We start from the raw sequence: 12069 nt of genomic DNA, 5'->3' as shown, positions 1-12069 counted from the left end.
TAATGAACCGCCGTATACGGAACCGTACGTACGGTGGTGTGAGAGGTCGGTAACTAAAGTTACCTCCTACTCGATTATGGTTAATAGCAATTATTAATACATTTCAATAATATTCTTTAATTCATTCAGATAAGCTTGTTTCAATTCTTCCGGATAATTGATCTTTACGTTTTTACCAAGTCCTATCAGATATTCAGTCATGTAATTGAATTCATCCCGATTATATCCGCCATACATTATGAATTTGCTATCTTTTTCTTTGAGATACATATTAGGATAATTATTCTTTTGAAATAATTCTTTACCTAAGGGGGTCAGTTCACATTGGAACTTTATATTATGATAGTTATCTTCGTAATCTTGTTTAAATTGTTTCAATTCTAAATGCGTATACGTGTTTTTTAAGTGATTATTTATTTGGCAAGTCTTGAAACGGTCGCAACGATAAGTTGCCCATTCTTTGGTATTCACATCTATCGCATCACAGAACCAAATGCCATTGCGATATAGTAGATTGAAAACTTGTATTTGCTGTTTTGAATTGTGCTGTTCGATGTCGATGATTTTTTCATCAACGATAGATTGCAAGATCGTACTCAAAAAATTTGGAGTTGTAATAGAAGGAACACGATAATAATTTACACTATCTTGTAATTTGGTCACATATTCTTGTTGTGGTTTTGGCAGGGTGGCGAGTAATTTGTCATAAATATGCTGGTAGGATTTCTCAAATGGAGTAGATGATAATAACGTTAATGCTTGAATAGCGAAGAATATGGCACTTACTTCTTCGAGATTGAAGATGATAGGAACCAGTAATTCCTTTTTCATCAGGTGGTAACCACCATTACGACCATTTTCGACATAAAATGATAGTCCCATATTTTCTAATTCACTGATATCTCTGAGTGCGGTTCGTTTTGAAATTTGGAATTCAGTTAATAAGTCATTTATCTGAAAGAAGTTCTTATCACTAAGAAAAATTAATTCTTGATTGAGTCGTTCTGCTTTATTCATGGTTTTTGTCTCCAATTTATTTAAAGGTGCCATATGTTGTCACCTTTGGATTGTAGAATATATTTATCGATTAGGAAAGAAGACATTAATTATGGAAACATTAGTTATAAATGCTCAACCAGATTTTAGAAATGGAGATCATTATTCAATGAAACTCCAACAACGTTTTATGCAAGACTTTCGAACAAGTTTCCCGGAACAAACTGTTGATTTGATCAACTTATATGATATGGAAATACCACAATTAACGACTGACCAGCTGTTAGGTATCTGGGAAAAGCAAGCAGCACATATTACTTTGAGTAAAGAAGAAAACCGTATTTTTCAAATTAATCAAGATTTGATTCATCAGTTTAAAGAACATAATCGTATTGTTATTGCATCACCGCTTCATAACTTTAACGTGACTTCAAAGATGAAGGATTATATTGATAATGTGTTGGTAGCTCATGAAACGTTCAAGTATACTGCAGACGGATCAGTTGGCCTGATGACAGATGACTACAAAGTCATGTTGTTACAAGCAAGTGGATCTATCTATACTAATAATGATAGATATACTCCACTTGAATTCTCAAGAATGTATCTAAAGGGTATTTTTGAAGAATTAATGGGATTTGATAAATTTTCAATTGTCCGTATCCAAGGATTACAAACCAATGGTGTAGATATCAATCAAGCTGTGGCGCAAGGAATGAATGATTTGGACGTGGAATTTGAAAAGTTTTATGAGTAAATAGTAAAAGCTGTGATGTATCTATAAGATTCGTTGATTTGCAACGCAATGTGCGATAAGGCACAACTAAACAAGACTAGTAATCCGATTTTGGATTACTAGCCTTGTTTGCCTTAATGCTTGAAAGTTGACCATGTGTTATCGCACTCTTTTAATTATCCCAAAGTATTTTCAGGGTCAAGTACTAGTGATTCAGATAGTAAAACTTCACTGTACAAGTCATAAATATATTTTGACTCAATTATGTGCTTCAAAGCTGTTTCATATAAATATTGAGTTTCATGATTGAAAGCACCCATCAAGGCGCGTCGTTCTTGGAGTTCTTGTTCAGGAGTGAATAATGCTTCTCGTGAGCCAGCAAAACTCCATTGTTTGAGAAATGATCCAATAGTATTATCTTTTATTTGATCACGTAAGTCATAGATAACACTTTGTTTTACAGTATCATCGATGTTCATTTTTTGAACGTGCTCAATTCCTAGTTGAACCATATTATTTCTGATTTCATTAATTTTGATTTTTGAATCTAAATCGAACTTATCAGGTGTGAGGATGAATTTGAATAGGATAGTTGGAACAAGCATACTCATGATTATCACAGCTGATTCCACTAGGATAATGAAGTTGAAGGTTGGGAAACTACCCTTGATGCTCGATCCAAGAACTGAGAACGCCATAGCTAATATAACTGCCGTACTGAAAATATTTTTAAGCTTTTTTCTTACGATATATGTTTTGGTTTCTTGCCCCTCAAAGAATAACAATGGAGCAATTATCGCCAGCATAAATATTTCATCGTTAAATGCTAAAACACTGTTATTATTGCGGGAATGAGTCCCATAATAATTCCGATAATTAAGCTAATATAGGTTCCTGAAATTTTTGGGATTAATTTTGAAATTACGATACTAATGGCTACTGCCAATAAAAGAATAATTGATGATTCTGCAAATGCCATGTTTTTCCCACCCTCAATAAATGATATTTAATCTTCATTATTATAACAATAAAAAAGAGTATATCTGAAATTGTACTCAGATATACTCATTAATCTAGGTGGTGCTCATGTGTTTAATCGCCATTTGACACGCTCTGCGAAAATGCGCTTACAAATGGCAAACATCTGCGCTTACTACGAATAATAACTGCGTCACTTCGTGCCACAATTATTATCCTAGGTAATGCTCAATGTTTAATCGCCATTTGACACGCTCTATTAAAATGCGCTTACAATGAGCAACACACTGCGCTTACTACGATTAATAATCACATCAACTACGTTGCTGCAATCATTAATCTAGGTAATGCTCATGTGTTCCCGCTCATTGACGCGCTCTGCGAAAAATAACCACAACTTATTCACTAATTCGTCATACTTTTTCGTTACATTAGTATTAACAGTAATACTAAATATACGGAGGGCACGATACATGAACTTTTTTACTATGGCACTGACTTTTATTATCGGATTGTCATTCCTCTTATCAGCTAGTCACGTTAAAAGTGGTAAGATTGCCAAATTCTTCTATTGTATTGGTACTTTCGGAATAATTATGGCGATGTATATTGCGTGGCCTAAGTAGATTGGTAAATTATTCAACTGAGATCAATTGAACATTATTAATATCGTTAGTTTGTTTCAATGTGTCCATCAAATCGTCTACGGTACCAGTCAAATGACTAATGTCGATTGAAATAACTACACTGGCAATATTATGAATAGGAATATTTTGGTTAATGGTTAGAATACTGGCATTGGTTTCTGAAATGATTGCCAAAACTTTTGAAAGAATTCCTTGTTCATGATTTAACATCATCGATATCAGTGCTTTGCGGTCGGTCATATTATCGTCGGGAAGAAAGACCAAATCTTTGTACTTGTAATAGGTACCACGGCTGATACCCACTACCTTGACTGCCTCACTTACATTACTAGATTTGCCGGTTTCTAGTAGTTCGCGGGCTTGAATGACTTTATCAAACGATTCCGGAAGAATTGAACTATCGACAATATAATATTTTTCCACGGTATCACTCCTTGAATTAAAGCGTTTTATACAATACAAAGTATATCACGATAATATTATTAATAATGCATCAAAAAAGAACAGTTCGCGTCTGAACTGCTCTTTTTGTTTACTCAACGTCAGGTAAATCTTGAGTTTTTACATTTTCACTATTTAACAAGATAATATTTTCACCATTTTGCTTACGGCGCTCAATATTATCCTCGCCCCAAAGGCACAACTCTTCAAGGATGCGATTCAAACTGTCACCATATTCTGTGAGTGAATATTCAACTTTAGGTGGAATTTGATTGTAAACTTTACGATCAACGATACCATCGTCCTCAAGTTCACGTAATTGTTGTGTTAACATTTTTTGCGTAATATTAGGGATTGCTCGACGCAATTCACCTGTACGCATGGTTTGATGTTTAAGGTGGCAAAGAATGATTGGTTTCCACTTACCGCCAATAATATTCATGGTGGCTTCAACACCAATATTATAAATAGCTTGTTTCATTAATCATTACCATCCTTTTTAACTGGTACTAATATCTTAACATCAATCATTTATTACTCAAGTATTAGCAATTTTCTAATTCAATATCTTTAGATTCAACATCTTTTGATGCAACCATCTTTTGCAGTACAACAATCAAGATAATTCCAACTACTAACATTCCAATTCCTAACCATGGAGTGTTAACAATTTGGTTAGCAGCAACGGCCTGTCCACCGATTGATGAGCCAAAGGTAATACCAACATTGAATGCCGAAATATTCAATGCGGAAGCTAGAGAAATCTCATTTGGTGTGAACTTTTCAGCTAATTGAACGATATATAGTTGTAGTCCAGGAACGTTCATGAAGGCGAATAGTCCCATGATTAATGTAGCTATTAAGCCTAAGTAATGCATATTCATGGTAATGCGAACTAGAATCAAAGCCACTCCGAGTCCAACTAGCATTTTTAGTAGGGCGTTCAATGGCTTAGAGTTTGCAAAGCGTCCACCAAGCGTATTACCGATAGCAACGGCGAATCCATAAAAAATCAAGATAATAACAATGGCGGATTCAGACCAGCCCATTTGTTTGTTCAGAATAGTTGTTAGATATGTATAAACTGGGAAAGTTGCACCATATCCAAGTGCTGTAATGATTAGAATCAATAATAATTCAGGTTGTTTAAGAATTTTCCAGATACCTTTTACGTTTGTAGGCTTTGGAAGTGGGAGATTGTTTGGCACTAAGATAATGTTGGTTATCAATCCGACTAGTCCTAGTACAACTAAGAATAGGAAGGATGCACGCCAATTAATATTTTGACCAATAAATGTTCCAAGTGGAACACCAGTAACAGTTGCGACTGTTAAACCGGTAAACATGACAGCGATAGCTGATGCACGTTTATTTGGTTCAACAACATCTGCGGCAATTAATGATGCGATTGCCATGAAGATCCCGTGTGATAGTGCTGTGATAATTCTTCCCAATAGAAGAATCGCAAAACTTGGTGCGAGTGCGGCAATAATATTTCCAATGATAAAGCTGACCATGATGCCGATAAGTAATTTTTTTCGGCTCCAACGGTTAGTTATCAAAGTTAGAACTGGTGCACCTACCATAATTCCGGCGGCATAGATTGAGACAGTCAATCCACCGGTTGCTAATGAAATATCAAATGTCTTTGTCAGTAGTGGCATAATACCGACACTGATGAATTCTGTTGATCCGATGGCAAAGGCTGAGATAGCCAATGACATTAAGATCCATGTTGGTGATACTTGTTTGTTGTTCATAATTTCAACTCCTTATATGTGTTTTTGAACATGAATATCATTATAAGGTGTTAGATCTAATAAACAATTACGTACTTTAAAGTGCAGTAGGTACTAAAAAGTTCCTATAATAAATAGAGCTCATAAGAAACGGTTCTCCTCCCTACCGTTTCTTATGAGCTCTATTTATTTTTTAGACTATTTCGGCAGTTGCACCAACAGTATCGACCGTCAGTGGTTTAACTTGCCAATTTGGGAATTCTTTTGAAACATTATCGAACAAATTATCAATATTTTCTTCTTTGGAGATAGCCATTAGTGTTGATCCACTTCCGCTGATATAGAGGATAGAATTATTATCTTTACATATTTTAGCAATCTTATCATAGTCAGGAATCAAAGCTTTTCGGTATGGTTCATGCATTCTGTCCACAATGGCTGATTGGATCATTTTGAAATCACCGAGTTCTAATGCTTTTATCAGCACGCCAAGATGGCCAATTTGATAAATTGCATCTGCATAACTCATTTTGTCGGGGAGAACTTCGCGTGCTGCATGAGTACTAATAGGATAGTTAGGAATCATGGCAATGAAGTTTAATTTCTTATTTATCTCGTATTGGGCAACATGAATGTCACCATCGTCATTGATGGATGCGCACATGCCTCCGTATATTGCTGGGGAAACATTGTCGGGATGTCCCTCCATTTTTGTGGCAATATTTAGGATTTCTTCATCTGATAGTGCATTCTCAAACCAAACACTGGCGCCTTTTAGTCCAGCTACGATACAGACGGCTGAGCTTCCTAATCCACGAGCAATAGGGATGTCATTATTGACGATGATCTTGAGATTTGGTACAGGTTTCTTAATGTACTTGCAAGCTCTTTTGAAAGCTAGATAAATCAAATTATGGTCATTCTGGTATTTTTTAGGACAACCAACAATTTCTAACTTTTCATCACTTGTATCGAAATAAACTGTTCCATAGAATGACACTGCTAATCCTAGAGCATCAAAACCTACACCGATGTTTGCGCTGGTTGCGGGTACTTTAATTCTTATCATAGAGGTCTTCCTCCACTTTGGATTTGACGTAGTCACGCATATCATTCCTTTCAATTACATCATCATGCAATATAGGTAGATTCCAAACGTTCTTTAAGTTTTGCGGAATTGGTACACCTGTTTTTTGGTTGATATCATTCATTAATTGAAGGTCATCGTTTTTGTCATTGTCTAGAATTGCGTCGGCAACCACCTTAACAAATTTGTATGGACTTGCTGTACTTAGCAGAATAGTAGGGCATGAATTGTCAATTTGTTCGTAATCACGCATTACTTTATATCCGACTGCAGTATGTGGGTCCATCAAATAATCAAACTTTTCATAAACTTCATTAATAGATTGTTTGATTTCATCATCAGTACTATATCCGCAATAGAAGTCTTCTTGGATACTCTTTAATAGTTCATCTGAAACTTGATATTTACCTGTGGATTCAAGTTCGTCCATTAATTGCTTAACGTATTCTGTATTACCGTTGCTCTTATAATATAGAAGCCTTTCAAAATTACTTGAGATTTGAATATCCATACTTGGAGCAACAGTCTTGAAGAAAGGGCGATTACGATCATAGATACCGCTATTGAAGAAGTCAGTCAAAACGTTGTTCTCATTACTTGCAACGATGAACTTGTTAACGGGAAGTCCGAGTTGTTTAGCAAGATATCCCGCTAGAACATCGCCAAAGTTACCAGTTGGTACACTGAAATTTACTTTGTCACCGTTATGAATTTGCTTATTTTCAACTAACTTCTTATATGAATAGAAGTAATAAACAATTTGTGGAATTAAACGTCCAATATTGATTGAATTAGCACTTGATAAACTTATATTACTCCCTAATTGTTCCTTTAAGGATGCATCGTTGAGGATCTTTTTGACATTACTTTGGGTATCGTCAAAGTTACCTTCAATAGCCGCAATTTCTGTATTATTTCCGCCTGTTGTTGCCATTTGAAGTTGTTGTACTTGGCTAACGCCGTTATGTGGGTAGAAAACAGTGATGGCAATTTTATCGGCATCCTTGAATCCCTCAAGAGCGGCTTTACCGGTGTCGCCACTTGTTGCTGTCAGGATCATGACTCGTTTGTTGGCAATAGAATGATTCATCAATTGTGGTAATAATTGGAGACCGACATCCTTAAAGGCGCTTGTTGGTCCGTGGAATAATTCAAGTACATTGAAGTTATCAACACGGGTGAGCGGGGTTACTTCATCAGTGTCAAAACTATTATTATAGGCAGCACTTACACAATCAGAAATTTCTTGATCAGAAAAGTCAGGAAGCAACTGTCTGAGTACAAGTTTTGCAATTTCTTGGTAATTTTTATTTTTTATTTCTTCTATACTAATAGACGAATTGTCAAAGTTCGGAAAAACGAACAATCCCCCGTCAGTAGAGAATCCTTGGCGTATTGCATCTTTTGCTGATATGGCTACATCAGTGTTTCTAGTACTTGTATATAATTTATTCATAATCTTAACCCCTTGCAAATTGAATGTTATTATGATAACTTGTTTTTAAATAAAAAACAAGTGTTTACGATTAATGAACACAGAAAACAGGAGGTTATTACCATGAACATCGCTATTTTAGGTTATGGGACAGTTGGTAAGGGCGTTTATGAAATAGTAAAGAAGGCAAGTGGTAAAACCGAATGCCTTCATGTGAGTCATATTCTAATTAGAAAGAATAAAGAACGAATTTTGCCAGAAATGACAGATGACATGGGAGAAATAGTCAATGACAGTCATTTAGATGTTGTTGTTGAAGCAATTGGTGGTATTGAACCAGCACATAAATATATCTTGAATGCATTGAATCATAAGAAGCATGTCATAACAGCTAATAAAGCGGTTATTGCATTGTATCTCAAAGAATTTACAGAAGCTGCACGCGCTAACGGTGTTAAGTTCTACTTTGAAGCTAGTGTCGGTGGAGGAATTCCTTGGATACAGGGACTAGAAAAGGCTCTGCGAATCGACCAGGTCAGTTCTATTGAAGGAATCTTCAATGGAACAAGTAATTTTATCCTCGATCAAATGAGTAAACGAGGACAATCATTTTCACAAGTGTTGAAAGAAGCTCAGAAACTTGGCTATGCTGAAGCGGACCCTAGTGCTGATATTGACGGCATTGATGTAGCTAACAAGCTATCCATCAGTGCCGATATTGCTTATAACATTGATATTGATAATCAAGACAAGTTACCAATTTTTGGTATTCGTAATATCAGTGCCAAGGATATTGAGTATTTTTCAAAGATGGGTATGTCGATCAAGCTAATTGGTAAAACACATCAACGTGAAAACAAGTTCGATTATGTGGTTGAACCAACACTATTTTTGAGCCATACATTGGAAGCCAATACACCTGATAATTATAATTTGATCTCATTAAATGGCGACACAATTGGCAAGCTTGATTTCTTTGGTCAGGGTGCTGGTATGTTACCTACAGCTAATGCCGTTGTCCAAGATATTCTGGATATCAAAGAAGCCAAAGACCATTTGGTACGTGACTTCGATAGCAAAGTGGAGTATTGCTCAGACTTAACAAAGAGTGATTATCTTGTTCGTTCCTCATACGATGTCAGTGATATTTTTGCTGATTACAAAGTTTATCAAGAAGGGGATTTCCTTAGAGTTGAAGATATTTCAGCTGGTAAAATGCATGATTTGATGAAAGAAATTCTTTCCTTTGACAGTAAAGCCTTTATGGCTAGTTTACCCATGGAGGTAGTCGCATAATGAAAGTAGTTAAATTTGGTGGTAGCTCTGTCGCTGATTCAGAGCAATTTGCAAAAGTTAAAGCAATTATTGATGAAGATGACCAGCGTAAAGTGGTTGTAGTTAGTGCGGCTGGTAAAAGCGTTGCAGAAAAAATCAAAATTACTGATTTATTAATAAGCCTTGATAAGTTGAGATTAAACAATTCCGATTATTCTGAAGTATTAAACAAAATTGTCGAGCGATTCGTACGAATCAAGAATAATCTACATATAAATTTTGATATTGAAAATGAAATAAGTAATATAGAGAATAACTTAAAATCTTGTACAAGTGACTATCTTATTTCTCGTGGCGAGTATTTAACAGCACACTTGATGGCGGCCTATTTGGGATTCAGGTTCATTGATTCAGCTGACTTCATGATTTTTTCGAACGGTGAAATAGATATGTCGGCCACAGCTGACAAGTTCATGAATATTTATCAGAATAACGAAACGATAGTAGTTCCGGGATTTTACGGAAGTAACAAGAACGGTGATATTCAATTAATGCAACGTGGTGGTAGTGATATTTCTGGAGCTATCCTTGCCAATATTTTGGATGCTGATCTGTATGAAAATTGGACAGATGTCTCTGGTATTTTGATGGCAGATCCAAGAATTGTCAGCAAGTGCAAACGGATTGATTCATTGACATATGGTGAATTGCAAGAATTATCATATATGGGATTCAATGTCTTCCAAGAAGAGGCAGTTCAACCGGTGAGAATCAAGAATATTCCAACAAAAATACTCAATACAAATCACCCACATAGTGGCGGTACTTTGGTTGTGGACAAAATCAAACGTGATGATAAGCAATTGATCACAGGGATTGCGGGTAAGAAAAATTACACGATCATTACTGTTAAGAAGTATCAATTGAACAAGCATATTGAGATATTGCAAAAAGTATTATCGATTTTTCAGAAGCATCATCTTGCTGTTGATTCAGTACCATCAGGAACAGATTCATTTAGATTTATGCTTCAACAGAGTGAAGTAAAGGGAATCTTGCAGCTTGTTATGTCTGAATTGAAAAATAATTGTAATCTTGATGAATTTTCAGTAAATGATAATATAGCCTTGATTGCCGCAGTTTCAACACAATTGAGTAGTCGCCCTGCCATTGCTGGTAGGATCATGAGCTTTTTGGATAAGAGCCTTATCAATATCAGATTAGTTATTCAAGAAGGTAGCGATATGAAAATTGTTTTTGGAGTTTCAAACTCTGATTATGAGAGAACAATTTCAAATATTTATAAAAATGCGGTTGGTCAATAATGAGTGTTGATGTAGAGCGGTTTGTCCGCTCTTTTTTATTAGAGAAACACTAATAAGATTTACTGAATATTAAATTAATTGTTGACAGTATAATTTTCACATGTTTTACTAGAAATTGTAAATTAAAGACAGGGAAGGAAATTAACTATGATAAAACTGAATAGAATTAGTCAGACACATTTAAATAGTCAATTTGCCTTTAGCTTTTTCTTTAGATAGCGTTTGTATTCAGTCAATTGGATACGGACGCGTACGCAAGCGTTCGTATCTATTGATTGGCTAAAGTTCTTGAGCATGTCATGAAGCCAGATAGATACGGGTAAAATCTATCTGGAGATAATATATCGGGCCCGATATTAAACCAGATGGATTTTCTATAATCTATCTGGTTTTTTATTTACCTAAAAATTGTGTGCATTATCGGGAGGATATTCAAAATGAAAAAATACTTAATGGGATTAATTACACTAATTATGGCAACTGTGGTTTTGGCCGGTTGCTCAACATCATCAAAAGCAAGTGACAAGACACTCAATGTCGGAATCTTGCAAATTGTTCAACACGGTTCATTAGATGCCGCAAGAAGCGGATTCAAATCAGGATTAACTGCAGCTGTTAATAAGCACGACAAGTCAATGGATGTTAAATACACTTACATGAATGCGCAAGGGGATCAGGCCAATGTAAGTTCAATGAGTCAGCAGCTAACTCAAAAGAAGCCAGATTTGATGTTGGCTATCGGTACACAAGCAGCACAAGGATTAGCAAAGAAAACTAAGACAACGCCAATTATCGTTACAGCGGTAACTGATCCTAAGTCTGCTGGATTAGTTAAATCAAATGATAAGCCACAGACAAATGTGACAGGTGCCAGTGATATTTCACCGGTTGGCAAGCAAGTTAAATTGTTGAAATCAATTGTTAAAAACGACAAACCAATTGGCATCATGTATGACTCATCAGAAGAAAATTCTGTACTTCAAGTTAATATGGCTAAGAAATATGCCAAGAAAAACAACATTGCAGTTAAAACTGTCAGTGTTACAAGTACTAACGATGTTGCCAGTGCTGTTGCTGGGATGAAGAATTCTGTATCAGGTATCTATTTACCAACAGATAATTTGATGGCAAGTTCAATGAAGACTATCGGTAAAAAGGCTAAAGAAGCAAAGTTGCCAGTTGTTACTGGTTCAATTGAAATGGCTCAAGATGGAGGTACAGCAACGTATGGCATCAACTACAAAGATCTTGGCAAACAAGCTGGAGAAATGGCTTATCAAGTATTAGTAAATAAAAAGAATCCAAAAACAATGTCAGTTGAAACATCGAAGACATTGAGATTGTACATCAATAAAGATAATGCCAAAGACATCGGTATTGATGCATCAAGTATTACTAAACCTTAATTAA

At 35.6% G+C, this 12069-nt stretch carries 13 protein-coding genes; 5 read left to right on the top strand and 8 right to left on the bottom strand.

The window, feature by feature from the left end; all coding sequences use genetic code 11:
• Positions 1–93: 93 nt before the first annotated feature.
• Positions 94–1017, bottom strand: a complete 924-nt coding sequence (locus EKM66_RS09985; RefSeq protein ID WP_125764169.1) for a helix-turn-helix transcriptional regulator — start codon at positions 1015–1017, stop codon at positions 94–96.
• 91 nt (positions 1018–1108) lie between these two features.
• On the opposite strand from EKM66_RS09985, the gene EKM66_RS09980 reads away from it, so the two are divergent.
• Positions 1109–1753 carry an FMN-dependent NADH-azoreductase gene (locus tag EKM66_RS09980; RefSeq protein ID WP_125764167.1) on the top strand — a complete coding sequence of 215 codons (645 nt, stop codon included), beginning with the start codon at positions 1109–1111 and terminating at the stop codon, positions 1751–1753.
• Positions 1754–1908: 155 nt separating this feature from the next.
• On the opposite strand, the gene EKM66_RS09975 is transcribed toward EKM66_RS09980, so the two are convergent.
• Both EKM66_RS09975 and EKM66_RS12610 read right to left on the bottom strand, forming a co-directional pair.
• Positions 1909–2538: a hypothetical protein gene (locus EKM66_RS09975; protein ID WP_125764165.1), complete on the bottom strand. Its 630-nt coding sequence runs from the start codon at positions 2536–2538 to the stop codon at positions 1909–1911.
• A gap of 20 nt (positions 2539–2558) precedes the next feature.
• Positions 2559–2711, bottom strand: coding sequence for a hypothetical protein (locus EKM66_RS12610; protein ID WP_164505120.1), 153 nt, complete (start codon positions 2709–2711; stop codon positions 2559–2561).
• A 472-nt stretch (positions 2712–3183) separates the two neighbouring features.
• Here EKM66_RS12610 and EKM66_RS12605 point away from each other — a divergent pair, with 472 nt between their 5' ends.
• Entirely contained in the window at positions 3184–3336 is a 153-nt protein-coding gene (locus EKM66_RS12605) for a hypothetical protein (protein ID WP_164505119.1), read from the top strand.
• A 9-nt stretch (positions 3337–3345) separates the two neighbouring features.
• On the opposite strand, the gene EKM66_RS09970 is transcribed toward EKM66_RS12605, so the two are convergent.
• From EKM66_RS09970 to thrC, 5 genes are all read right to left on the bottom strand, one after another.
• On the bottom strand, positions 3346–3780 hold the full coding sequence (locus EKM66_RS09970; RefSeq protein ID WP_125764163.1) for an ACT domain-containing protein: 435 nt from the start codon (positions 3778–3780) through the stop codon (positions 3346–3348).
• Positions 3781–3889: 109 nt separating this feature from the next.
• Positions 3890–4279 carry a winged helix-turn-helix transcriptional regulator gene (locus EKM66_RS09965; protein WP_125764161.1) on the bottom strand — a complete coding sequence of 130 codons (390 nt, stop codon included), beginning with the start codon at positions 4277–4279 and terminating at the stop codon, positions 3890–3892.
• A gap of 64 nt (positions 4280–4343) precedes the next feature.
• Positions 4344–5558 carry an MFS transporter gene (locus EKM66_RS09960; protein ID WP_125764160.1) on the bottom strand — a complete coding sequence of 405 codons (1215 nt, stop codon included), beginning with the start codon at positions 5556–5558 and terminating at the stop codon, positions 4344–4346.
• A 172-nt stretch (positions 5559–5730) separates the two neighbouring features.
• Positions 5731–6606, bottom strand: coding sequence for a homoserine kinase (gene thrB / locus EKM66_RS09955; protein WP_125764158.1), 876 nt, complete (start codon positions 6604–6606; stop codon positions 5731–5733).
• Positions 6593–8080, bottom strand: a complete 1488-nt coding sequence (gene thrC / locus EKM66_RS09950; protein WP_125764156.1) for a threonine synthase — start codon at positions 8078–8080, stop codon at positions 6593–6595. Before thrC ends, thrB begins: the two co-directional genes overlap by 14 nt.
• Before the next feature lie 102 nt (positions 8081–8182).
• Between thrC and EKM66_RS09945 the strand changes: the two genes are divergently transcribed.
• The 3 genes from EKM66_RS09945 (at position 8183) to EKM66_RS09935 (ending at position 12065) form a co-directional block, all read left to right on the top strand.
• A complete protein-coding gene (locus EKM66_RS09945; RefSeq protein ID WP_125764154.1) occupies positions 8183–9355 on the top strand; it encodes a homoserine dehydrogenase in 1173 nt (390 codons plus the stop codon).
• On the top strand, positions 9355–10659 hold the full coding sequence (locus tag EKM66_RS09940) for an aspartate kinase (RefSeq protein WP_125764152.1): 1305 nt from the start codon (positions 9355–9357) through the stop codon (positions 10657–10659). The genes EKM66_RS09945 and EKM66_RS09940 overlap by 1 nt, the downstream gene beginning before the upstream one ends.
• A gap of 437 nt (positions 10660–11096) precedes the next feature.
• Entirely contained in the window at positions 11097–12065 is a 969-nt protein-coding gene (locus EKM66_RS09935) for an ABC transporter substrate-binding protein (RefSeq protein ID WP_125764150.1), read from the top strand.
• Positions 12066–12069: the final 4 nt, after the last annotated feature.

The sequence above is a fragment of the Companilactobacillus hulinensis genome, from assembly GCF_003946555.1.
GTDB classification, from domain to species: Bacteria; Bacillota; Bacilli; order Lactobacillales; family Lactobacillaceae; genus Companilactobacillus; species Companilactobacillus hulinensis.
This window is presented reverse-complemented; position numbering and strand designations above follow the sequence as displayed.

What these genes read in the sequence shown, in the direction of transcription:
- EKM66_RS09965 (WP_125764161.1), bottom strand. Translation starts at nt 4,279, where the DNA reads ATGAAACAAGCTATTTATAATATTGGTGTTGAAGCCACCATGAATATT.
- EKM66_RS09945 (WP_125764154.1), top strand. Translation starts at nt 8,183, where the DNA reads ATGAACATCGCTATTTTAGGTTATGGGACAGTTGGTAAGGGCGTTTAT.
- EKM66_RS12610 (WP_164505120.1), bottom strand. Translation starts at nt 2,711, where the DNA reads ATGGCATTTGCAGAATCATCAATTATTCTTTTATTGGCAGTAGCCATT.
- thrC (WP_125764156.1), bottom strand. Translation starts at nt 8,080, where the DNA reads ATGAATAAATTATATACAAGTACTAGAAACACTGATGTAGCCATATCA.
- EKM66_RS09940 (WP_125764152.1), top strand. Translation starts at nt 9,355, where the DNA reads ATGAAAGTAGTTAAATTTGGTGGTAGCTCTGTCGCTGATTCAGAGCAA.
- EKM66_RS09975 (WP_125764165.1), bottom strand. Translation starts at nt 2,538, where the DNA reads ATGCTGGCGATAATTGCTCCATTGTTATTCTTTGAGGGGCAAGAAACC.
- EKM66_RS09980 (WP_125764167.1), top strand. Translation starts at nt 1,109, where the DNA reads ATGGAAACATTAGTTATAAATGCTCAACCAGATTTTAGAAATGGAGAT.
- EKM66_RS09935 (WP_125764150.1), top strand. Translation starts at nt 11,097, where the DNA reads ATGAAAAAATACTTAATGGGATTAATTACACTAATTATGGCAACTGTG.
- EKM66_RS12605 (WP_164505119.1), top strand. Translation starts at nt 3,184, where the DNA reads ATGAACTTTTTTACTATGGCACTGACTTTTATTATCGGATTGTCATTC.
- EKM66_RS09960 (WP_125764160.1), bottom strand. Translation starts at nt 5,558, where the DNA reads ATGAACAACAAACAAGTATCACCAACATGGATCTTAATGTCATTGGCT.
- thrB (WP_125764158.1), bottom strand. Translation starts at nt 6,606, where the DNA reads ATGATAAGAATTAAAGTACCCGCAACCAGCGCAAACATCGGTGTAGGT.
- EKM66_RS09985 (WP_125764169.1), bottom strand. Translation starts at nt 1,017, where the DNA reads ATGAATAAAGCAGAACGACTCAATCAAGAATTAATTTTTCTTAGTGAT.